The sequence below is a fragment of the Streptosporangium becharense genome (assembly GCF_014204985.1).
Taxonomy (GTDB): domain Bacteria; phylum Actinomycetota; class Actinomycetes; order Streptosporangiales; family Streptosporangiaceae; genus Streptosporangium; species Streptosporangium becharense.
The window spans coordinates 5229368-5251911 of sequence record NZ_JACHMP010000001.1; the positions used below are offsets into that span (position 1 = coordinate 5229368).

Sequence of the window (22544 nt, forward strand, 5' to 3'; positions counted from 1 at the left end):
AAAGATTAGACGCCGTTTCCCGGCCTCCCGACCATCGTCTCCATGACGACGCAAGAGCGCGGCGCGACCTACGCGGAGGTCTTCGCCAGCCGGGAGTTCCGGGTGCTGTTCGGGAGCTTCACGCTCCTGGTGAGCGGTGACCAGGTCAAGATGCTGGCCCTGTCGGCCCTGGTGTACGCGCGAACCGGGTCGCCGGGGCTGTCCGCGGCGACCTACACACTGGGCTTCGTGCCGTACATCGTCGGCGGGACGTTCCTGCTCTCGCTGGCGGACCGGGTCCGGCCCCGCGCGTTGATGATCGCCGGAGAGCTGCTCAGGGTGGTGACCTGCCTGCTGATGGCCTTCACCGGGCTGCCGCTCTGGGCGATGCTCGTGCTGGTCCTCGGCACCGGACTGCTCTCCCCCGTCTTCGGAGCGGCGCGCACCGCCCTGCTGCCCGGCCTGCTGCCGGGGGACGCGTTCGTGCTGGCCAGGTCGGCGATGTCGGTCACGTCGGCCGGTGCGCAGGTCGCCGGGCTGGCGGCGGGGGCGGGCGTCATCGCCGTCGTGGGCCCGGCCGGGGCGCTGGCCGCCACCGCCGCGCTGGCCGCGATGTCCGCCGCGCTGCTCCGTCTCGGGCTGCCCGACCTCTCTCTCCGGTCCCTCCGGAGCGTGGGCACGGTTCCCGGCGCCACCGGGGGGCCACGCGGGGCCGTGCGGGAGACGCTGCGGGTCAACCGGCTCCTGCTGGCGGATCCGAGGGTGCGCGGCCTGCTGCTCGCCCAGTGGCTGCCGATCTCGTTCGTCACCGGCGCCGAGGCGATGCTCATCCCCTACCTCGGCGGCGCCGCCGGGATCGCGCTCGCCGCCGCGTCCGCGGGCATGGCGGCCGGCAACTTCGCCCTCGGCCGGTTCGCCCGGCCCGCGCTGCGGGAGCGGCTGGCCGCACCGCTCGCCGTCCTGGCGGGCGTCCCGCTGCCGGCGTTCGTCCTGCGGCCCGGGGTGTGGGGGGCCTCGCTGATCATTCTGCTCGCCGCGGCGGCGGGCGGCTGCTACGCGCTCGGCCTGCAGCGCCGGTTCGTCGAGGCGGTGCCCGAGCGGGTGGCGGGCCAGGGCTTCGGCCTGCTGGGGGCGGGAAGCATGACCGCGCAGGGACTGGGCGCCGCGCTGGTGGGCGGTGCCGCCGAGCTGACCGCCCCGCACACCGCCGTCGCCCTCGCGGGCGTCGCGGCCGTCGCGTGCTCCCTGGCCCTCCGCGGCCATCTGCGGGGATGAGGCGGGGCGTCGACCAGAGCGCCCCAAAAATTTTCAAGTTATCCCCAAGTTGCTCAAGACACAATATGCACGCTTATAACTCGATTAACCGGAGTATGGCGTGAAGATATCGAAACCGTGGTGGAGGGCCGCGCTGACGGCGGCCGCCACCCTCTCCCTTTCGGCGGGTGTGCTCGTCGGTCCTGCGCAGGCGGCGGCCCCCGTGGTCAGGGTCGCCGCCGTCAAGGCGTCACCCGCCCGCTACACGGGGTCGTGCCCGGCCTCCACGACGTTCTCCGCGAGCGTCTCGGTCAAGGGTGCGACCCGGCTGACCTACCGGTGGATCCGCAGCGACGGCACCAAGGGGGCGGTCAAGACCGTCCGGGCCGGGGCGAACGTCACGGTGCGGGAGCGCAGGACCCTCGCCGGCAGCGCGCGGGGCTGGCAGGCGGTGCAGGTGCTCAGCCCCAGGAAGCTGACCTCCAAGCGCGCCTACTTCTCGGTCACCTGTGACGGTGCCCCGGGTGATGGTGGCGTCGTCGTGCGGCCCAAGCCGGAACCGGCGCCCCCGAAGGCCTCGGCGGAGGTGGCGGCGAGCGACTTCTCCGGGACCTGCCCGGTCTCGGGCCAGAGTCTGAAGTTCACCGGGACGATCCGGGTGTCGCGGGTCCCCGCGGCCGTCTCCTACCGCTGGGTGGACAGCGACGGCGGCGCGCTCGGCACCGAACGGCTCTGGTTCTCGGCCAAGGACGCCACCCGGCGTACGGTCACGTCGAGCCGTACCTTCCTGGCCGGCCAGTCGGGCACGCGGTGGATCGAGATCCTGGGCCCGGACGGCAAGGTCCTGAGCACCTCGGGCAAGGCCCCCTACCGGGTGACCTGCGCGCCGCCGACCACCCCGACGCCTCCTCCGGCCACCGCGACGGTGTCGGACCCCTGGGTGAACCAGGCGGAATACCAAGGAGAGTGCGCCAGGCCGCTGGAGTTCGCCTTCACCGCGACCGTCTCGGCGTCCAAGGCGACGAAGGTCGCCTACCGGTGGATCCGCAGCGACGGCACGGTGGTCCCCGGCGAGGTGGACCTCAAGGACGGCGACCTCACGCGGAACATCACGCTCACCTGGCCGGTCGCCGACCCCGCGAAGGTCACCGGCGGATCGGCGCAGGTCCAGATCACCTCACCGGGAAGCGTGAAGAGCAAGCCGGCAAAGTTCGCGATCACGTGCGTGAAGATCACCTTCTCCGAGGCGAAGGTGGCCTCGCCCGCCCAGCCGTACACCGGGCCCTGCCCCGTGACCGTGCGGACCACGGCCACGATCACCGTGACCGGTGGTTCCGCGCTGGTCTATTACAAGTGGAAGTCTCCCGATGCGTCCACCCAGTCTGAGGTGATCTCGGGAAGCAAGACCTTCACCAGGGACTGGCCGGTGACCGCGACCTCCACCGGCACGACCGCCTTCTCCGCGGTGGCGGCCGGTGACTACGGCCACTGGAAGGAGTCGGCGCCGATCGACTGGTCGATCACCTGCAAGGCGGCCGAGCCCGACCGGATCGCCGTGTCACAGGCGGAGATCACCATGGAGGGCGACAAGCCGGGCCCGTGCACCGCCCAGAACCCCTACTGGCTCACCGCCCGGGCGATGGTCACCGCACCGAAGGGCATGACCTACCCGCTCACCGTGTCCTACCGGTGGCGGTGGGACGACGGCGGTTACTGGCACGAGGAGAAGCTGACGTTCAGCGGGCCGGGAACCCAGCAGGCCTCCCACCAGTGGAGTGCCTCCCGGAGCAAGTCCGCCAAGCTGTGGCTGGAGGTCGACTCTCCGGCGCAGGTGAAGGGGGAGCCGGGTGAGTACTCACTGACCTGCGACGGGAAGCCGCCAGTGCCGAACCCCGGTGGCAGGATCCTGTCGGTGACGAACCCCGCGATCACGCCGGCCGACTACACCGGCCAGTGCCCGGTGGACCTGAAGGCCACCGCGACGATCACGGTGTCGGCGCCGATCTCCGAGCCGGTCGAGTACGTCTGGCGGTTCGACGACGCCACCTCCAGCCCGACCCAGAAGGTCACCTTCCCCTCGGGGGGGCCGCTCACCAAGACGGTGGAGTGGAAGGACTGGCGGGCGGTCAAGACCAGCGGGAAGGTGACCGGTTACCTGCAGGTCCTCACCCCCAACACAGCGGTGTCGGAGCGCGTCTCCTACAGCGTCACCTGCACCTGAGGCGTCTCCGATCGGGTATCTCCCACCGAGGGCCTTTGATCGGGTGCCTTTGATCGGGCATCTCCGACCGGGGCCCCTGCTCGGGCCGCTTCCCACAGAACGGCCCGAGCAGGTGTGAAGCAGGACGCCGGATCCCGCCCGGTCCACCTGACCGGGCGGGATCCGCCACACGGTGCGGTATCTCATGGCGCGGTGCCCCACCTCGATCCGGCGGGGCGGTCACGGGGGGAGTTCGCCGGAACCGCGGGGGATGAGGCGGGTGGGCAGCTCGACCCGCTCCGGCGTGCCCCGGTCGCCCGCGAGGCGGCGGAACAACAGTTCGGCCGCCGTCGCGCCGAGCCGGACCGGGTCCTGGGCGACCACGGTCACCCCGGGTACCAGCAGGTCGGCCAGTTCGAAGTCGTCGAAACCCACCAGGGCCGGGCGGTGCCCGGTGCGCAACACGGCCACGGTGATCCGGCCGTTGCCGGCGAACACCGCCGTGGGCGGGTCGTCCCCGGAGAGCATCCGGGTCAGCACCGGCCCCGCCTGCGCGGCGGGGCCGGTGGCGACCAGCGATCCGTCGTAGGGCAGGCCGGCCTCCCCCAGGGCACGGCGGTAGCCGGCCAGCCGCTCGGCGGCGGTGTAGATGGACGGGTCGTCGCCGATGAAGGCGATGCGGCGGTGGCCGTGCCCGACGAGGTGGGCCACGCCCGCGCGGGCCCCGCCGGAGTTGTCGCAGAGCACGGTGTCGACGTCCAGGCCACCCGGCCGGTCGGCGAAGACGGCGGCGATGCCCGCGTCCAGCTCGGACCTCAGGTAGGAGTGGTCGGACCCGGCGGGCACGATGATCAGCCCGTCGACCCGGCGGGCACAGAAGGTGAGGACCAACTCCCGTTCGCGCCGCGGGTCCTCACCCGAGGACCCGCTCAGCACCAGCGAGCCGTGCCGGAGTGCCACGTCCTCGACGGCCCGGTTGAGCCCGGAGTAGAACGGGTCGGCCACGTCCTCGATCACCAGGCCGATGCTCGCGGTCCGGCCGCGGCGGAGCACCCGGGCGCTCTCGTTGCGCCGGTAGCCCAGCCGCTCGATGACGGCCTCGACCCGCTCGGCCATGGCCGGGGCGACTCCCGCCTCACCGTTCACGACCCGGGAGACGGTCTTGAGCGCCACCCCGGCCTCGGCCGCGACGTCCTTCATGGTGGGGCGTCCCCGCCCGCTGTCTGTCACGGCCCGATGATGGCCCAAGTCCGGCTCGCCGACAACGTTGTCATCCGGGTGGAGGGCTGTTTCCGGCGGTCTCGTCGAGGAGCCCGGGGCGGGATATGGGAGGGTTGGGCAATGTCTGATCGGGGACCCAGGGTGTCACGTGTTCTGCTCGTCGCGGGGTTCGTGCTCGCCGCGCTCAACCTGCGGCCCGCGCTGGCCGGCGTCTCTCCCGTGCTCGGCGAGATCATGGAGGACCTCGGGCTGAGCGCCGCCGGTGGAGGAGCGATCACCACGGTCATGGTGGTCTGCCTGGGGGTGCTCGGCCCGCTCGCCCCGCTGCTGGCGCGCCGTTTCGGCCTGGACCGCACGCTTCTGGCGGGGTTGATCCTCCTGGCCGCCGGGGTGGCGCTGCGCAGTGCGGGCGGTGTGCCCGCCCTGTACGCGGGCGCCGCCGTCGCCGGTGCGGCCATCGCCGTCATGAACGTGGTGATGCCCGGGGTGGTGAAACAGCACTTCCCCGCCCGGGTCGGGTTCTTCACCGCGGTGTACGTCTCCGGGCTCGTGGTGGGTGCCGCCGCGGCGTCCGGGCTGATGGTCCCGCTGGAGCGTGCCACCGGGTACGGCTGGCGTGAGGTGACCGCGATGGCCGCGATCCCGGCGCTGGCGGCGGCGGCGCTCTGGCTGCCCCAGGCCCTGCGCCGTCCGGAACGACCGCAGGACGCGCCGCGGCCGTTCGCGGCGCTGCTGCGCAGCCGCGTCACCTGGTACGTCACCGTTTTCATGGGGTTGCAGTCGCTGACCTTCTACATCGTGCTGGCCTGGCTGCCGACGATCTTCAGGGACGCCGGGCTCCCGGCGGACCAGGCCGGTTACCTGCTGAGCCTGACCAACCTGTCCCAGGTGGCCGCGACCCTCACCGTTCCGGTGCTCGCCGGCCGGTCGCGGTCGCAGGTGTCGTACGTCACGGCCGCGACCGTGCTCACCGCCGCCGGGTACGCCGGGGTCCTCGTCGCCCCGGCGACCCTCCCCTGGCTGTGGATGGTCGTGCTCGGGCTGGGCCAGGGCGCCTCGATCGCGCTGGCCCTGCTCATCATCACGCTCCGGGCCCCGGACCCGGTCTCGGTGACCGCGTTGTCGGCCGTCGCGCAGTCCGTCGGGTACGTGCTGGCCGCGCTCGGCCCGTTCCTGATCGGCGCGCTCCACGAGCTCTCGGGCGACTGGACGCTCCCGCTGCTGGTCGCCCTCGGGGCGTGCGGGCTCCAGCTGGTCGCCGGGTTCCTCGCCGGCCGCCCCGGGCTCGCCGTCGGTGTGACGCGTCCCGCGGAGGACCCGCTGCCGTCACGCTGAGCGCGCCGGCCCGCGGGGCACGGACGGCCTTCCGATGGCACACGGACTCCCACCGGGCCGCCGGGCGTGGGCAGGCTTCCGGTGGCCCGCCGGGTGTGGACGGCCTTCCGGTGGTGACGCCCGCGATGCCTCTGATGCTTGTGATGCCCGCGATGCCTCTGATGCCCGCGATGCCCGCGATCCCTGCGATGCCCATGACCGGCGGCGACCGGTACCGTCACCGTTGTGCTGCACCAACCCGAATCCGAGGCCACCGGACCCCGCGTCCCCATCGTGATCGGCCACCGCGGCGCCAGCGCGCACCGGCCCGAGCACACCCTGCTCTCGTACGAGGCCGCCATCGCGCTCGGCGCCGACTACATCGAGCCCGACCTGGTCGCAACCGGGGACCACGTGCTGGTCGCCAGGCACGAGAACGAGATCTCCGACACCACCGACGTCGCGAGCCGTCCCGAGTTCGCCGGCCGCCGCACGACCAAGACCGTTGACGGCCGCCCGGTCACCGGCTGGTTCACCGAGGATTTCACGCTCGCCGAGCTGAAGACGCTCAGGGCCCGCGAGCGGGTTCCCGGCCTGCGTCCGGGCAACACGGCCTTCGACGGGCTGGCGGAGATCCCCACCTTCGACGAGGTCGTGCGGCTGGCCCGGCGGCACGGCGTGGGGGTCTACCCGGAGACCAAGCATCCCGGCTACTTCCGCTCCGCCGGGCTCCCCCTGGAGGAACCGCTGCTGGAGGTGCTCGCCCGGCACGGCTGGAGCGGGCACCACGACCCGGTCTTCATCCAGTCGTTCGAGACCGCCAACCTGCGCGAGCTGCGGAAGAGGACCGAGCTGCCGCTGATCCAGCTGGTCGCCGCCGCCGGAGCACCCCACGACTGGACGGCCGCCGGGGACCCGCGTACCTACGACACCATGGTCACCCCCGAGGGGTTGCGCGAGGTGGCGGAGTACGCGGACGGCATCGGCGTCGACACCCGCCGCGTCGTGCCGACCGGCCCCGACGGGAGCCTGCTGCCGCCCACCACGCTCATCCGGGACGCGCACCGGGCGGGGCTGATGGTCCACGCCTGGACCATCAGGAACGAGAACTCCCAGCTTCCGGTGGACTTCCGGCTCGGTGACCCGGCCAGCCCGGCGTTCCCACGCGCCACGGGGGATGTGATGGGCTGGCTGGAGAAGCTCTACCGGCTCGGCCTGGACGGCGTCTTCGCCGACGATCCGGGCATGGCGCGGGTCGTCCGCGACCGGGTCGGCTGACCACCGCTCCCTCCGCCCGCGGTCGGCCTCCGCTCCCTCCGCCCGCGGTCAGCCTCCGCTCTCTCCGCCCGCGGTCGGGCCGGCCGCCCTCCTCCTCCGTCCGCGACCGGCTTTCCCCCTCCACCCCGGCCGTGGGTTCTCGCCGGACACGGGTGGAGGGGGAGCGGTGCCGGAGTCGCGGGGTCAGGCGACCTCCGCCATCCGCCCGGCCGGCTCCATGTCGTCCAGCGGGCGTAGCTCGTCGGCGTAGCTGACCGAGACGCGGCGCATCACGCCGCTGTCGCTGATGGAGTACTGGCCCAGGCGCCACAACGGCGGCGAGTAGGCGTGGATCGAGACGCTGCCGTGTACGGCGCCGGTCAGCCGGTGGATGTGGTCGGGGCCGAAGGAGAAGGACTCACCCGCGGAGACCACGGTCTCCAGGTGCTCGCCGCCGATGCGGGGGTTGCACTCCAGGAGCGCGCCGGCCACCACGCGGACCGCGCCGGAGGAGATGTCGTGGTCGTGCCAGCCGGTGTCGTCCTCGGGACGCCAGCACAGCAGCCAGATGTCCACGTGCGAGTCGCGGTAGAGGGAGGCGTAGTGGCGCCCGCCCTCCTCGGGGAAGGCGACCTCGTGCTGCCAGCGGGACGGGTCGGCGGCCAGTTCGTTGACCAGGTCGAGCAGTTCGCGCCGGTCGAGGGCACGGGCGGGCAGGGCCTCGTAGCTCATGCGGTCGCTCCGCCGGGGTTGCCGGAGGACGTTCCGGGGGCCGCGGACGGACGCCCGCCGGGGCCGGTGAACCCGCGGCCCCGTGCCCGCCCGCCGGTCGCCGGTGCGCCGGGGATCTCACAGCTCCCGCGGTCCTGGTACTGGTTCACTTGCGCGACTCCTTCCTGTTCAGCAGGCGGTTGGGGTTGGTCACCGTGATGGCGTGCCGGGCGGCGTCGCCGAGCCCGGGGTCGGGGGCGGTCGCGTAGGGCTGGTCGGAGCCGTTGACCACGACGTCGACGCCCAGTTCGCGGACCGTCGCGTCGATGGCGCGCGGGCCGTAGGAGGAGGTCTCCACGAACATCCCGGGGTCGACCCGCCCCCGGCCGTCACCGCCCCGGCTGGTCAGCCGCTCGGAGTGGAGCGGGGCGAGCCCGGCCAGCAGCGCGAAGCAGACCCGCAGCCGGGGGTGCCGGGCCCGCCCGAAGGCGGCGAACGCGTACCAGGCGGCGTGCATCTGCTGGACGTACGGCACCACGGCGGGCCACCAGCCGGGGCTCTCGGGCCGGGTGGCGGGGCCGGGGTGCACGAAGAGCGGCAGATCACGTTCGGCGAGCACGTCGAGCAGCGGGGCGACCCGTGCCAGGCCGGCGGCGTCGCCCAGCGCGCCGGCGGGCAGCTGCAACCCGACCGGGTTCGCTCCCGTGCCCGCGTGGCGACGCCCGTCGAGTGTCGCGGCGAGCCTGTCCGGGTCGATGTCGCCGAGGCAGGCGGCCGCCCAGACCCCGAACGGGGCGGGCAGGGCGAGGGCGTCCTCGTGGTAGGCGTCGATGAGGGGCCACGCCTCCTCGGGAGGCAGCGTCTCGACGCCCAGCGGGCTGGACAGCGACACCAGGGCCAGGTCGAGCCCGGCGTTCAGCTCCAGGCGCGCGGCGAGGTCGTGGTCGGCCGGGTCGGCCTCGTACGGCGGTTCACCGGCCAGGTGAAGCGTCCAGCCGTCGAGGAACGGCGGGGCCGTGCGGCGGCGCAACGCGTCGACGAACGCGGGTGTCCACAGGTGCTGGTGCACGTCGACGACCACCGCCGGCCCTCCTTTCGGCTATTCCCTACTAACAATATAGGTATATCCGCCCGCCTCGGCACGCCCAATGGTGATGCGGTTCAGTGAACCGTTTCAGTGAACCGTTTCACCAGAAGGGTGTCAATCCCGTCCCGAAGCGTGGACACCGGGATGACACCCCGCCGACGGCCCCGCCCAATAGGCTGGTCGGATGCCCCAGCCCAGGAAACGAGCGACGATCCGTGAGGTGGCGAAGGCCACCGGCCTCTCGCCCGCCGCCGTGTCGTACGCGCTGCGCGGCCTCCAGGTCTCCGAGGAGACCATCGAACGGGTGCGGCGGGCCGCGGCCGAGCTGGGATACGAGGCCGACCCCATCGCGCGAGCGCTCGCCAGCGGCCGGACCGGCATGATCGGCCTGCTCTGCGGTTCGCTGGAAGACCTCTGGCAGCAGTCACTGGCCGTCGGGGTCGCCCGCGCGCTGAAGGACAACGACCGCTACGCGCTCATCCTGGACGCCGCCGGAGACCCGGCCCGGGAGAGCGCGCTGGCCAGGCAGCTCCGCGACCAGCGGGTGGACGCGCTGATCGTCCAGCCGGTCGACCCGGCGGCGTCACTGTGGGCCGAGCTCTGCCAGAGCCTTCCGGTGGTGTCGATCGGAGACTCACTGGCCGGTGCCCGCACGGCGGGCGAGGTCGTCTTCGACAACCGGACCGGCGTGACCCTCGCCCTGGAGCATCTCCGCCGCCGCGGTCACCGCCGCCTGGCGGTGCTCACCTCGACCCGGGCCAGCACCCCCGACCGGCCCGCGGACGTGCACGTCCTGGCGGAGGCGGGGCGGCTGGAACTGGACATCGACGTGATCACCGCGCCGCAGTCACCGGCCGCCGCGACGGAGGTCGCCCGCCGGGTGCTCGACGCCGGGCACCGCGCGTTCTTCTGCTTCGCCGACTCCATCGCCTACGGGGTCTACGCCGCCTCGGCCGAGCGCGGGCTGCGGATCCCGTCCGACGTCTCGGTGATGGGCTACGACGACCATCCCATGTCCGGCCTGCTCACCCCGGGGCTGACCAGCGTCGACTGGGACATCGACGGCATCGTGAGGGCCGCCGTCCGGATGGTCGTGGCCGCCGTCGACGGCACCGCCCGGCGCCGCCGCATCGTGCAGGCACCGGAGCTTCGCGAGCGCGGCTCGGTCGGCTGACCGGCCGGGCCGGATCGGACAGCGAGGACGCGGGGCGGCACGGAGCGCACTCGTGCGCAGGGGAGGCGGATCCCTAATCGCGGGCGAGTCCGGGAAGGAGAGCGCGGGCGGCGTCGAGGTCGGCGTCCAGGGCACGGTCGGCCGCCCGGGGGTCGAGCGGGACGTCGCAGGGCAGGCCGCGTCCGCGTAGCGCCCGGGCCGCGGCCACCAGCTCGCAGGCCAGCACGATCTCCAGCGGCTCCGCGGCGGCCAGCGCGGAGCGGGCCGCCTGCGGGGCGAAACTCGCGTGGTCCTCGGTGCCCAGGGAGAGCACGGCGCCGGCGAGGGTCACCGGGGTGGCGAGCTGGCGCAGCTCGGCCAGGGCGGAGTGGGCGACGTACTCCAGGATCATCACCCCGGACGACCCGGGCCGTTCGGCGAGGAAGGGGAGCAGGCCCGTGTGCGCGGGATCGGCCAGGGTGGCCAGCCGCGCGGCGCTCAGGGTCGCCGTCTGCACCAGCGCCGCCCGCAGGGTGTCCAGCGCCAGCGCGACCCGCGCCGCGTGGAAGTTGCCGTTGTGCCAGGCCCGCCCCTCCGCGATCAGCGGATTCTCCGGGGACGCGTTCAGCTCCAGGGTGACCGCCTGCTCCGCGCCGTCGAGCGCGTCCAGCGCGGCACCGTGCACCTGGGGGAAGGCACGGTATCCGTAGGGGTCCTGCACCCGTCGCGGGTCGGTCGGGCCCGTCAGGGCACGCAGCCTCGCCGCGACCGACGACTGCCCCGGACCGCGTTGCACGGCGGGTGCGAGCGGTTCGGGCGAGGCGTCGACCGCCCGGAAGGAGAGGGCCGCGACCGCCGTGGCGGCCGACAGCAGGATCCGCAGGTCGTGGCAGGCCAGGGCGGCGTCCGCCAGGGTCGCCGCGCCGGAGCTGATGAAGGGCAGCGCGTCGCGGGCCGCCAGCGCGAACCGCGGCGGGCCGCCGGTCGGCGCGGCCGGGTCGGGGGTGGCGGGCGGGGCCCAGGGGATCTCACCGAGCAGGCACAGGGCGGTGGTGGCCAGGGCGGTGAGGTCGCCGGTGCCGACGGCGCCGTAGGTGCGGATCGGCGGGGTGAAGCCCCGGTTGACGGCGGCGGCGAGGACCGGCAGCACGGCGGGGTCGACCCCCGATCCGCCGGTGAGCAACTGGTTGATCCGTACGACGAGGGTGGCGCGGGCCCGCTCTTCGCCGATCAACGGCCCGGCGCCGCCCGCGTGGCTGCGGAGCAGGTCGAGACCGCCGGCCTCGGCCTGGACGTCCTTGTTGGCACCCACTCCGGTGGTCCGGCCGTACACCGGCCCGGCGAGGGCACCCGCCACCCGCCAGGCCGTCTCCGCGCGTCCGGTGGGCCCCAGCAGGACCCCCGACCCGGACGCCGCCCGCCTGACCTGCGCACAGGTCAGGCGGGTTCCGTCGAGGACGACGGGCATCCGGCCGGGCGCCTCGGTCACGTCGGGCCTCAGTCGCCCAGGACCAGGTCGAGCAGCCAGCTGATCACGCCGATGACGATCGCACCCCAGAGCGCGGCCCAGAAGCCCGCCACGTGGAACGCCAGGTCGAGCTGGCCGGCGATCCAGCTGGTCAGCAGGAGCAGGCCGGCGTTGACGACCAGGGCGAACAGGCCGAGCGTGAGGATGTAGAAGGCGCAGCCGAGCGTCTTGATGATCGGCTTGAGCACGGCGTTGACGACGCCGAAGACCAGGGCGACCGCCAGGAGCGTGCCGATCTCCTTCGCCGGGGTGTCCGCGGACACGATGATGCCGTCCACCAGCTTGGTGGCCGCCCACAGGGCGGCCGCCACAGCCAGGATCTTTACAATGATCTTCACGTTGGGGCGTCCTCACAGGGGTGGGTGGGCCGGGGCGGATCCGCGTCGTGCGGGCGGATACACCTGGACACTAGACACTTTCGCCGCCGGATGAGCGGCCGGTGATCGGGTTCCGGCGGAGAGTTTTCCACAGGTGACCTTCCGTGGTCGTCCGGCCCACGCTGAGGGTGGCATCCTGCACGGGCCGGGGTGGTCTCCCGCCCGGTGGGAAGGTCCCGGGAGAAGAGCCGAACACGTTGGGAGAGCGCACCATGTCCAAGGATCGATCCGTGGAACCGGCCGGCGGCGAGACCGCGATCCCGGCCGCGACCCCGGTGGAGAACACGGCGGAGAACACGGCCACAAGCACGGGCGACGGCACGGCTGGGAGCACGGCCGAAGGCAAGGCCATGAGCACGGGCGACGGCACGGCCACGAGCACGGGCGGGGGCCGGGCGGAGGCCGGAGCCGGAGATCGTACGGCGTCCCGGGAGATCCGGCTCGCCTCACGCCCCTCCGGCTGGCCGATCCCGGAGAACTTCACACTGGCCGAGACGGAGGTTCCGGCGCCAGGAGAGGGGCAGGTCCTCGTCCGCAACCTCTTCATGAGCGTGGACCCCTACATGCGGGGACGCATGAACGACGTCAAGTCCTACGTGCCGCCGTTCGCGATCGGCAAGCCGCTCGACGGCGGCGCGGTCGGCGAGGTCGTCGCCTCCCGCGCGTCCGGGTTCGCCGCCGGCGACTTCGTCCTGCACGGGCTCGGCTGGCGCGAGTACACCGTCCTCGGCGCGGACCGGGCGACGAAGGTGGAGGAGCTGCCCGGTGTGCCGCTGTCGGCCTACCTCGGCGTGCTGGGCATGCCCGCCCTCACCGCGTACGTGGGTCTGCTCGACATCGCGGGGTTCCAGGAGGGCGACGCGGTGTTCGTGTCGGGCGCGGCCGGGGCGGTGGGCGGTCTGGTCGGGCAGATCGCCCGGCTCAGGGGTGCCTCCCGGGTCGTGGGCAGCGCCGGATCGGCCGAGAAGGTCGCCTACCTGGTGGACGAGCTCGGCTTCGACGCCGCCTTCAACTACCGCGACGGCCGGGTCCGCGAACAGCTCGCCGAGGCGGCACCGGACGGCATCGACGTCTACTTCGACAACGTCGGCGGCGACCACCTGGAGGCGGCCATCGGCCAGCTCAAGCCGTACGGCAGGGTCGCGATGTGCGGGGCGATCTCCGTCTACAACGCCACCGAGCCCGTGCCCGGCCCGCGCAATCTCGGTCTGGCCGTCGGCAAACGCCTCACCCTGCGCGGCTTCATCGTGGGCGACCACTACGACCGCCTGCCCGACATGATCGCTGAGGTCGGTGCCTGGCTCCAGGAGGGCCGGCTCACCTTCACCGAGACCGTCGTCGACGGCCTGGAGAACGCTCCCCGGGCGTTCATCGACATGTTGCGCGGTGCCAACACCGGCAAGATGGTCGTCCGGCTGGCCCCCTGACGGTGCGTCCCGCCGATCATGCATGATCCCCTCATCTTGGGGCAGAAGGGGCGAGAGGAGGTGGGTTACCTTGGAGACGGACGAGCTGGAGGCGTTGCCGGCCCGCGAACTGCATGATCGTGCAGTCCACTACGCCGTGCACCACGGGGACTTCGGTTTCCTGTGGGAACTGCTGAAGGTGATACCGGCGGCGGAGGCGGCCACCGGGAACGACGACCGGACCGCCAACGACCTCAGCCGGATCTCGGCGCTGCTCAGCGACGCGGTGGCCTCGGGTCACGGGGAGCTGGGCGAGGCACTGCGTCCGTTCTACATCGACTACCTCTCCAAACACCCCGAAGCCTGAACGCGTCCACCCGCCGCCACGGCGTTCCGTCCCCTCGGTAGGGTGATCGGCAGAGCTGGGGAGGAACGCCATGGCGCAGGTGAGGGTGGAACGGACCGCCGACGGGTTCGTGGCGCGTAACGACAGGGGAGCCGAGGTCGCCATGGGCGGCGGCGACGAGCAGGGGGTCTTCACCCCCGTCGAGCTGCTCCTCGCGGCGCTCGGCGGCTGCAACATCGTCACCGTGGAGCCGTTGACGGCCCAGCGGGGTCACCGCCTGGTGCGCCTGGCCATGACCGTCCATGCCGAGAAGGTCGAGCAGACCAGGCTCGGACCGATCACGATCACCTACGACGTGGAGCTGCCCGAGGGCGACGAGAAGGCGGACGAGGTCTTCCGCGCGGTTGCCCACCGGGTCGAGGAGAAGTACTGCACGGTGAGCCGTGCCCTGCGGGAGGACACCGAGGTCCGCCTCGAACTCCCCGAGTGACCTCCGAGGCGGGCGGATGCCCGTCTCCTCGCCCGAGGTGTTCCCGGCCCCTGATGCCGGAACACCTGGGTGGACGCGGGCGGGAGAGACTTTGCCGGACGCGGGCGGGGCCGCCCTGTCGAACGCGGGTGTGATCGTCCTGTCGAACGCGGGCGGGAGAGGTCCTGCCGGCCCGGGTGCGGCGGCCTTGGCGGGCTTGGCGATACCAGGTCAAGCCTGGGTGTAGGCGTAAAAACAACTCTCGGATGACGTCCGCGTTACATTTGGCTCGGTACTGTTGTTGCAGGTCAAGGGAGTCTGCGAGGCCCGGGGGGAGCGTTGCAGAGACTTTTCACCGGATAAAGGGCGCGAGGGGGATCGCGTCCCCGGAGTGGGAGCCGCCTGAGTCTTGGGGGAGACGAGGGGAAGGCCCGCCCGGAGACCGGGGCCGGACAGTTGGGGGACTGTCCGGCCCTGAGTCTTTTCTGGGGGTTGGCGAAGCGCGGGCCTGAGTGCAGGGCCGGGCGAGGTGTCAGCGCGGGGCCGGGCGAGATGCAGGCACCGGGCGGGATGCGGGCCTGGAGTGGAGCGAGGTGCGGGGCCGGGCAAGGTGCCGACGCGGGGCCGGGTGAGGTGCAGGTCTGGAGTGGAGCGAGGTGCGGGTCCAGAGTGATGTGCGGGGCCGGGGCTGGGCCCGCGCGGGGTGCGAGCGTGCCGGGGCTGCTGCTAGAGTTACCTCCGTCGCAGGCGCCGCTAGCTCAGTTGGTTAGAGCAGCTGACTCTTAATCAGCGGGTCCGGGGTTCGAGTCCCTGGCGGCGCACCCGATGCACAGGGCGTTCTCCGGAGTTCCGGAGGACGCCCTTGTCGTTTCCGCCCGAGCCCCGGGAAGCATCGCGCCGCCCTCCCAGCCCGGCCCCGAAGTCACCGCCGCCCTTCTGGTCACGATCACAGGGCCACCGCCTGCCGACCACAGGGCCACCGCCTGCCGACCACAGGGCCACCGCCTGCCGGCCATAGGGCCACCGCCTCCGGCCATAAGGCCGCCAGGGAAACGGCGCCGTACGACTTCCCGCCCGTGCGGCCGGTGTCCTCCGCTCAGAGCGGTCGGGCTGTCCTCCGCTCAGAGCGACCAGGTTGCCCCCCGCTCAGAGCGGTCGGATTGTCCTTTGCTCAGAGCGACCGGGCGAGGCGGAACCCGAGGTCGTCGACGCGGAAGGTCGGGTGGCTCTTGCGGCGGCACGACGCCCGGCATCCCCGGGGTCCGTCGTGCGCGCCTCCGCCTCGGAACACGCGGTACGGGCCGTAGACGGCGGGGTCGTAGACGTCCCAGCACCACTCCCACACGTTGCCGATCATGTCGTGCAGGCCCCACGCGTTCGGTGTCCTGGTCGCGACGTCGTGCACCTCGCCGCCGGAATTGCCGCCGTGCCAGGCGATCTCGTCCAGTTCCCCGTAGCGGACACCGGAGTCTCCGGCCCGGCAGGCGTACTCCCACTCGGCCTCGGACGGGAGGCGGTAGCCGTCGGCCTCCCAGTCGCAGACCACGTCCTGGCCGTCGGGGTCGTCGCCCGCCGAGTAGCAGGGGGTGAGCCCCGCCGCCTGTGAGAGCAGGTTGCAGAAGCGGACGGCGTCGTTCCAGGAGACCTCGGTCACCGGTGTCAGCGGCCCCGCCGACCCGGCGGGCGCCTGGCCCAGGACGGCGGCGTACAGTTCGCGGGTCACGGGGTGCGGCGCCAGGCGGAAGGCTCCGACCTCGACCTTCCACACTCTCTTCGTGCCCTCGTCACGCAGGAAGATCTTCCCGGCGGGGATCTCGATCATGTGCTGGGTGATCTTCTGGTGCGGTGTCGGTTCAAGGTTCATCGTGGGTCCTGAACCTACCCGATCGGTTCGCGGCGGCGACCTGGGAGATGGCCGTGATCGTCCCCACCGGTTCCGTGTCCCGGTTCTGCCATGGTTCCGCCCCGGCTCCCCGCCGGTTCTGCCATGGTTCCGCCCCGGCTCCCCGCCGGTTCCGCCCGGCTCCGAGCGAGTCGTCCGGGACGGAACCACGACAGAACCGGGACACGGAACCGGGACACGGAACCGGGGCGGGGCGTCAGGTGCCGAGGGTGCGGCGCAGGGACGGCTGCAGGCGTTCGGCGTGGGCCCGCACCATGTCGTCGCAGAGCTCCCAGATCCGTTCGACCGGCAGGGTGGCGGCGGTCGCCGGGTCGGCCATCGCGGCGTGGCGGATGTGGCGCGGCTCGTCCTCCAGCGCGGCCCGCACCACCAGGTCGTTCACGCTCAGGTAGGCCCGGTTGAGCGCGGCCAGCTGCGGGGGCAGGGAGCCGACGCGGGTGGGCTGCACACCCAGCGAGTCCACCAGGCAGGGCACCTCGACCACGCCGTCCGCGGGGAGGTTGTCGATCAGCCCGTGGTTGGGGACGTTCCCGTAGACGGTGCGGGGGGTGCCGGTCACGACGCTGTGGATGATCTGGGGTGCGTACTCCTGGGTGCCCTCGACGTGCAGCGGAGCCCCGGCGGCGAGCGCGTCGCGGCTCTTCTCGTACTCGCGGACGTTCTCGTCGACGATGTCGAGGTAGGCGCCGACGGGCAGCCGCAGCCGCTCGACCTCGCTGTCGTGGTGCAGGTACCAGGGCACGTACTCGGAGGAGTGCTCGCTGGTCTCGGTCGGGTAGAAGCCCAGGCGCCGGTACATGTCGACGCGGACCCGGCGGCGCAGCTGCTCGTCGGCCTCGATCATGGCGTCCAGCCGCGGGTACAGGTCGGCGCCGCCGTGTTCGAAGCGCAGCAGCCACGCCTGGTGGTTCACCCCCGCGGCGCGGTAGCTCACCTCCTCGTACGGGACTCCGAGGAGATCGGCCAGGCCCCGCGCGGTCCAGTACACCGAGTGGCACAGGCCCACCACGCGCGTCAGGCCGGTGGCCTGCGTGAGGTACTGGACGTTCATCGCCATCGGGTTGGTGTAGTTGAGCAGCCAGGCGTCGGGGCAGACCTCGGCGATGTCCTCCCCGAGCGCCTTGAGCAGCGGGAAGGTGCGCAGGGCACGGAAGATGCCGCCGATGCCGAGGGTGTCGCCGATGGTCTGGCGCAGGCCGTGGCGGGCCGGGATCTCGAAGTCGACGCGGGTCGCCTCGCGCATGCCGACCTGGACGATGTTGATGACGAAGTCGGCGCCGGCCAGCGCCTCGCGCCTGTCGGCGTGGGCCGTGATGCGCGGGCTCGCCCCGAGGCTGCCGGCGATGTACCGGGCGGCGGCCTCGGCGGTGGCCAGCCGCTCGGCGTCGATGTCGTGCAGGGCGATGTGGGCGCCGCGCAGCTCGGGGAAGGCGAACAGGTCCGCGAGGAGGCCCTGGGTGAAGACGACGCTCCCGGCGCCGACGAACGTGATCTTGGGCGTGGTCATGACCGGTTGTCTCCGTTGATGGTGCGGTGGGCGGGGACGGCGAGGATCCCGTCCCGGGCGGGCCGGGCCGGGATGCCGTCACCGGTGGTGCGGCGGGGGAGGGCGGCGAGAGCGGCGAGGGCTTCGTCCCAGGTGGGCTGGGCCGTGGTGCCGCCGTGGGCACGGGTGGACAGGGCACCGCAGACGGCGGCGAACTCCAGGGCGTCGGCGGGGAGCATGCCGGCCAGGGTGGCGGCGACGAAGCCGGCGTCGAAGCTGTCGCCGGCGCCGACGCTGTCCACCGGCGTCACGGCGATGCCCGCCGTCGTGACGAGGAGTCGCCCGTCATGGCAGACGGCCCCGTCGGCACCGTCCTTGACGACGGTCAGCGGCCCGCGCGCGGCCAGCACGGCGGCGGACTCCGCCGCCGAGGCGGTGGCGGAGCCGGCCAGGTGCCGCGCCTCGTGGGCGTTGGGCAGCAGGATGTCGATCTCGGCGAGCACGGCGGCGATGCCGGCGGGGTCCCACCGGCCGGCGGGGTCGTCGTTGGTGTCCAGCGAGGTCGTCGCGCCGTGTGCCCGCGCGGTGCGCAGCAGGCCCGGCAGTGCCATGGCGAGCCGGGGCATCAGGAAGTAGGAGGCGGCGTGTACGTGCGTGCTGCCCGCCAGCAGCGCCTCGGGCACGTCGTCGCCGGTCGTGGTGGCGAGGCTGCCGGGTGAGGTGAGGATGGCGCGGTCGGCCCCGCGCGTCAGGACCGCGGTGAGCGGGGTGGCCGAGTCCGGGTCCAGGCGCAGCGCGCCGACGTCGACGCCGCGCGCGGCGAGCGTGTCGCGCACGTAGCGGCCGGCGTCGTCGTCGCCGACGCGTCCGGCGAAGGCGACCCTCAGGCCGAGGCGCGCGGCTCCGCAGGCCATGATCGCGGCGGAGCCGCCGAGGGTGAGCACGCCGGCGCCGACGAGCTGTTCCCGCTGCTCGAAGGCGAGCGGGGCGTCCAGGGGGCCGAGTATCACGTCGGGGTTGGCGTCGCCGATGACGAGCAGGTCGAAGGTGGGCGGCATCAGGTTTCCTGTGGATCGTCGGAGAAGGAAGGGAGAGGTCAGCCCTTGAGGCCGCTGGAGGTGATGGACTGGATGAACGACCGCTGCGCGCCGAGGAAGGCGAGCAGCACCGGCAGCACCGTGATCACGTTGCCGGCCATGACGGCGGCCCATCTGGTGTGGTGCTTGCCCTGGAAGGTCGCCAGCCCGAGCTGGAGGGTGTACTGGCTGTCGTGGTTGATGGCGATCAGCGGCCAGGTCAGGTCGTTCCAGGTGGTGAGGAACGTCAGGACGGCCACCGTGGTCAGCGCCGGGCGTGACAGCGGCAGCACGACGCTGACCAGCACCCTCAGGCGTGAGCAGCCGTCGATCCAGGCGGCCTCCTCCAGTTCCCTGGGCAGGGAGAGGAAGAACTGCCGCAGTAGGAACACGGCGAACGGGGTGACCAGCGACGGGACGATCAGCGCACCCAGCGTGTCGATGAGCCCGAGGCGCTTCATCACCAGGAACGTCGGGATCATGGTCAGCTGGAAGGGGATGACCATCGTGGCCAGGATCAGCACCATCAGCACGCGCGAGCCGGCGAAGCGCATGCGCGCGAACGCGTAGCCTCCGAGCGCGCCGAACACGAGGTTGGCCACGACGGCGGTGACGGAGACGATCAGCGAGTTGGCGAACCAGCGGGGGAACCCCGCGTTGCTCAGCACGTACCGGTACCCCTCCAGGTCTATGCCGGAGGGCCACAGGGCCGGCGGGAACTTGTTGATCTCCGCGTCGCTCATCACGGAGCTGAGCAGCAGCCAGATCAGCGGAACCGCGAACAGCAGGGCGAGCGGGGCGAGGAGCAGGTGCCAGGCGCTGAACGGCAGCGGGCTCCGGCGGGGCCGGTGTGCGGGCCGCGTGCCGGGGCGGAGGGCACTCTGGCCGGTCGTCGCGGTCAAGACGTCGCTCCTTCGAGACGGCGGCGCTCCCGGCTCCGGACCGCGCGCAGGCCGACGCCGACCACGAGCAGGGCCAGCGCGAGGACGTAGGCCGCGGCGGCGCCGTAGCCGGCGGCGAAGTTCTTGAACGCCTGCTCCCAGATGAAGTAGACGATCACGGTGGTGGCGCCGAGCGGCCCGCCCTTGGTGGTCACGTACACCAGGTCGAAGACCTGCAGCGCGCTGATGGTCTGCCACAGCAGCAGGAAGACGCTGATCGGCGCGATCGTGGGCAGGGTGATGTGACGCAGCAGGTGCCACCGGCCGGCCCCGTCCAGGCGCGCCGCCTCGATCAGCGACGGCGGCACGTCTTGGAGGGCCGCGAGGTAGACGACCACGCAGAACCCGGTGCCGCTCCACAGGGTGATGCCGACCAGGACGAACAGGGCCTGGGCGGGGTCGGACAGGAATCCCTGCGGGGAGACGCCGAGGGCGTGCAGCACCGAGTTCGCCGCGCCGAACTCCGGGTCGAGGATGAAGGAGAACAGGGTGCCCTGGACCGTGGCGGAGATGATGAACGGCACGAAGAACAGCGTCCGGTAGAGGCCGACCAGCCGGATCCGCCGGTTCAGGACGAGGGCGAGCGCCAGTCCCAGGCCGACGCTGAGCGGGACGTACAGCACGGTGTAGAGGAGGGTGTTGCGCACGGCCTGGCCGAAGCCGGGGTCCTCGGCCAGCGCGCGGTAGTTGTCCAGCCCGACCCAGACGCTGGGCGTGACCAGGTCGTCGGCCTGGAAGGACAGCAGCAGCGACCACACCACGGGGACGACACTGAGCCCGATGATGATCAGGACGGCGGGGGAGACGAACGCCCAGGCGGTCGCCGCCTCGTGGCGGCGCAGCGCGGATGCGCGGCGGGGCTGGCCGTCCGGCCGGTGGGCGGACGGTTCCCCGGGCCGTTTCCCGGTTCGTTTCCCGGTTCGTTCCGAAGCGCGGTCGGCGACGGTGATCGGGGTGGGCAGGCGTGACATACGGGTGCTCACCGTCCTAACGCGGCACGCGCAGCGCGGTGTTGGCCTTGGCGGCGCAGTCGCGGAGCGCGTCCGCCGGGGTGCTCTTGCCGATCAGCACGGCGACGACGGCCTCGCCGAGCGCCTTGGAGACGTGCGGGTACGCCGGATCGTTGGGCCGCACGCGCGCCGTCTCCAGTGTCTTGACGAACACCGACAGGCCCTCGGTCTTCTTGACCTGCTCGCTCCAGGCGGGCAGGTTCTGGGTGCGCTTGCTCAGCGGCAGGCTGCCGGCCTCCACGTCCCAGCGCACGTCCTGCTCGGGCTGCATCAGCCAGGTGATGAAGGTGCGGGCCGCCTTCAGCCGCGCCTCGCCGTTGTCGAACACGGTCCAGGTGTCGGGGCCGGAGATGGTGATCGGCTTGCCGCTGAAGCTGGGCAGCGGGACCACCTGGTAGTCGATGTCGGCGCCGACGATGTCCGGCAGCTGCCAGGGGCCGGTGACCACCATCCCCATCCGGCCGGCGAGGAACACCTTGTACATCTGCTCGCTGCCGGGCTTGGGGTCGACGTAGACGCTCGCGTCGGCGGCGAGGGTCCGCAGCACCTCCAGTGCCCGCTCGCCGGTGGACGCGAACCCGATCTCGCGTCCGCCCGGGGCGATCACGTCGCCGCCCAGGTCCCAGATCAGCGGCCACATCCGCCAGACGGTGTCCTCGTCGCCCGTCCCCGGCCAGCCGGTGCCGAACGTGCCGTTGTCCTTGTCGGTCAGCCGTTTGGCCGTCTCGGTGAACTCCTGCCAGGTCCAGCCCTCCTCGGGCAGGTCGACCCCGGCCTTTTCGAACACCTTCTTGTTGCAGACCACGGCGAGCGAGTCGATCAGGGCGGGGGCCGCCTTGACCTTGCCGTCGATGGTGACGGCGGCCCGTGTCGGCGCCCAGTACTCCGTCCACGGGGTGGGAGCGGAGTTCACCATGTCGGTCAGGTCCGCCACCTGCGGGCTGCGGGCGACGTTGGCCAGGTCCGAGCCGAAGACGTAGGCGATGTCGGGGTAGGAGTCGGCGGCGAGTGCGGCGGTCACCTTCTGCAGCATCGCGTCGGCGAGCACTCCGCCGCCCGCGTTGATCTTGATGTCGGGGTGGGCACGCTGGAAGTCCGCCACCAGCCGTTCGATGGCGTCGCGTCCGGTGTCGGTCTGCCCGTGCCACAGCTCGATGGTGACCGGCCCGCCGGCGGCCGCGCCGTCGTCGGTGCCCGAGGCGCACCCGGACACCGTCGCGCCGGCCATCGCCGCGAACGCCAGCGCGCCGCCACGCAGGACCTCGCGTCGCGAGGGGGATGAGGTGATGCGGTGGACTGCACCCATCTTTACTCCAAGAACAGAATCAGACGCGAGGGAACCGGCGCCGGCGTGCCGGGCTCCGGGGCCCCGGCGGTGGGACTCGTGGTGGGTCTCCCTGTCATCGCCGGTGCGATCGGGGGTGGTCGGGCCGTCCGGCCCACCCACAACCGGGTATTTCAGACATTTAATGCTTTTGGTGCGCAGAGTACCTGTGATCGGTGGACCCGGCTGAGACGGCCGCGATCGCACCGCCGGACTGTGGACGGGCGGGGTCACGAGTGGTGCTCATGATCGTGCTCCAGGCCTCGTGGACACGCCCCGCCTCGGGTGCTGACAGCGGCCCTGGCGACTTGGGCCGGACTCGCGGAACATGCCGCATACCGGCTGGGCGTACCCTTCGGCGCCGAGTACTCGACTCCGGCGTTCATCGGAGTAAATCGAGCAGAAGTGGTCATGTCAAGAGTGCGTCTATGCGCAGATCTTGCTCATGCGAACGGCTTCCCGCTGCGGCCCCGAGGCGCCTCGCGCCGGGCCGGGTACCGGA

At 72.4% G+C, this 22544-nt stretch carries 19 protein-coding genes and 1 tRNA gene; 9 read left to right on the forward strand and 11 right to left on the reverse strand.

Going from position 1 to position 22544, the window contains the following annotated elements:
* The first annotated feature begins 42 nt into the window (after positions 1-42).
* On the forward strand, positions 43-1254 hold the full coding sequence (locus F4562_RS22960) for an MFS transporter (protein WP_184541209.1): 1212 nt from the start codon (positions 43-45) through the stop codon (positions 1252-1254).
* A 100-nt stretch (positions 1255-1354) separates the two neighbouring features.
* Positions 1355-3454, forward strand: a complete 2100-nt coding sequence (locus F4562_RS22965) for a hypothetical protein (RefSeq protein ID WP_184541208.1) — start codon at positions 1355-1357, stop codon at positions 3452-3454.
* A 219-nt stretch (positions 3455-3673) separates the two neighbouring features.
* On the opposite strand, the gene F4562_RS22970 is transcribed toward F4562_RS22965, so the two are convergent.
* Positions 3674-4663: a LacI family DNA-binding transcriptional regulator gene (locus tag F4562_RS22970; RefSeq protein WP_375782467.1), complete on the reverse strand. Its 990-nt coding sequence runs from the start codon at positions 4661-4663 to the stop codon at positions 3674-3676.
* A 132-nt stretch (positions 4664-4795) separates the two neighbouring features.
* On the opposite strand from F4562_RS22970, the gene F4562_RS22975 reads away from it, so the two are divergent.
* Positions 4796-5989, forward strand: coding sequence for a CynX/NimT family MFS transporter (locus F4562_RS22975; protein WP_311733968.1), 1194 nt, complete (start codon positions 4796-4798; stop codon positions 5987-5989).
* A gap of 225 nt (positions 5990-6214) precedes the next feature.
* The gene (locus F4562_RS22980; RefSeq protein ID WP_184541206.1) at positions 6215-7246 is read left to right on the forward strand and encodes a glycerophosphodiester phosphodiesterase; all 1032 of its coding nucleotides are present in this window, start codon (positions 6215-6217) and stop codon (positions 7244-7246) included.
* Positions 7247-7429: 183 nt separating this feature from the next.
* Here F4562_RS22980 and F4562_RS22985 read toward each other — a convergent pair whose 3' ends face one another.
* Both F4562_RS22985 and F4562_RS22990 read right to left on the reverse strand, forming a co-directional pair.
* Positions 7430-7957, reverse strand: a complete 528-nt coding sequence (locus F4562_RS22985) for a cysteine dioxygenase (RefSeq protein ID WP_184541205.1) — start codon at positions 7955-7957, stop codon at positions 7430-7432.
* Between the two features lie 145 nt (positions 7958-8102).
* Positions 8103-9017 carry an amidohydrolase family protein gene (locus tag F4562_RS22990; protein WP_184541204.1) on the reverse strand — a complete coding sequence of 305 codons (915 nt, stop codon included), beginning with the start codon at positions 9015-9017 and terminating at the stop codon, positions 8103-8105.
* 190 nt (positions 9018-9207) lie between these two features.
* Between F4562_RS22990 and F4562_RS22995 the strand changes: the two genes are divergently transcribed.
* On the forward strand, positions 9208-10197 hold the full coding sequence (locus F4562_RS22995; protein ID WP_184541203.1) for a LacI family DNA-binding transcriptional regulator: 990 nt from the start codon (positions 9208-9210) through the stop codon (positions 10195-10197).
* Positions 10198-10270: 73 nt separating this feature from the next.
* Here the strand turns inward: F4562_RS22995 and F4562_RS23000 are convergent, their stop codons facing one another.
* Together F4562_RS23000 and F4562_RS23005 are read right to left on the reverse strand one after the other, a co-directional pair.
* A complete protein-coding gene (locus F4562_RS23000; protein WP_311733967.1) occupies positions 10271-11665 on the reverse strand; it encodes an aromatic amino acid lyase in 1395 nt (464 codons plus the stop codon).
* An 8-nt stretch (positions 11666-11673) separates the two neighbouring features.
* Positions 11674-12042 (reverse strand): phage holin family protein, encoded by a 369-nt coding sequence (locus tag F4562_RS23005; protein ID WP_184541202.1) that lies wholly within the window; start codon positions 12040-12042, stop codon positions 11674-11676.
* A 251-nt stretch (positions 12043-12293) separates the two neighbouring features.
* Here F4562_RS23005 and F4562_RS23010 point away from each other — a divergent pair, with 251 nt between their 5' ends.
* From F4562_RS23010 to F4562_RS23025, 4 genes are all read left to right on the forward strand, one after another.
* Entirely contained in the window at positions 12294-13508 is a 1215-nt protein-coding gene (locus F4562_RS23010) for an NADP-dependent oxidoreductase (RefSeq protein ID WP_246473518.1), read from the forward strand.
* Positions 13509-13578: 70 nt separating this feature from the next.
* On the forward strand, positions 13579-13854 hold the full coding sequence (locus tag F4562_RS23015) for a hypothetical protein (RefSeq protein ID WP_246473519.1): 276 nt from the start codon (positions 13579-13581) through the stop codon (positions 13852-13854).
* A gap of 70 nt (positions 13855-13924) precedes the next feature.
* Entirely contained in the window at positions 13925-14323 is a 399-nt protein-coding gene (locus F4562_RS23020) for an OsmC family protein (RefSeq protein ID WP_184541200.1), read from the forward strand.
* Positions 14324-15049: 726 nt separating this feature from the next.
* A tRNA-Lys gene (locus F4562_RS23025) sits at positions 15050-15123 on the forward strand.
* Positions 15124-15473: 350 nt separating this feature from the next.
* On the opposite strand, the gene F4562_RS23030 is transcribed toward F4562_RS23025, so the two are convergent.
* The 6 genes from F4562_RS23030 to F4562_RS23055 form a co-directional block, all read right to left on the reverse strand.
* Positions 15474-16166 carry a formylglycine-generating enzyme family protein gene (locus tag F4562_RS23030; RefSeq protein WP_246473520.1) on the reverse strand — a complete coding sequence of 231 codons (693 nt, stop codon included), beginning with the start codon at positions 16164-16166 and terminating at the stop codon, positions 15474-15476.
* A 235-nt stretch (positions 16167-16401) separates the two neighbouring features.
* Positions 16402-17712, reverse strand: coding sequence for an alpha-glucosidase/alpha-galactosidase (locus F4562_RS23035; protein ID WP_184541199.1), 1311 nt, complete (start codon positions 17710-17712; stop codon positions 16402-16404).
* Positions 17709-18749: a carbohydrate kinase family protein gene (locus F4562_RS23040; RefSeq protein WP_184541198.1), complete on the reverse strand. Its 1041-nt coding sequence runs from the start codon at positions 18747-18749 to the stop codon at positions 17709-17711. Before F4562_RS23040 ends, F4562_RS23035 begins: the two co-directional genes overlap by 4 nt.
* A gap of 38 nt (positions 18750-18787) precedes the next feature.
* Positions 18788-19669, reverse strand: a complete 882-nt coding sequence (locus F4562_RS23045; protein ID WP_184541197.1) for a carbohydrate ABC transporter permease — start codon at positions 19667-19669, stop codon at positions 18788-18790.
* Entirely contained in the window at positions 19666-20679 is a 1014-nt protein-coding gene (locus tag F4562_RS23050; RefSeq protein WP_184541196.1) for a carbohydrate ABC transporter permease, read from the reverse strand. The genes F4562_RS23045 and F4562_RS23050 overlap by 4 nt, the downstream gene beginning before the upstream one ends.
* 16 nt (positions 20680-20695) lie before the next feature.
* Positions 20696-22024, reverse strand: a complete 1329-nt coding sequence (locus tag F4562_RS23055; protein ID WP_184541195.1) for an ABC transporter substrate-binding protein — start codon at positions 22022-22024, stop codon at positions 20696-20698.
* Positions 22025-22544 lie beyond the last annotated feature (520 nt).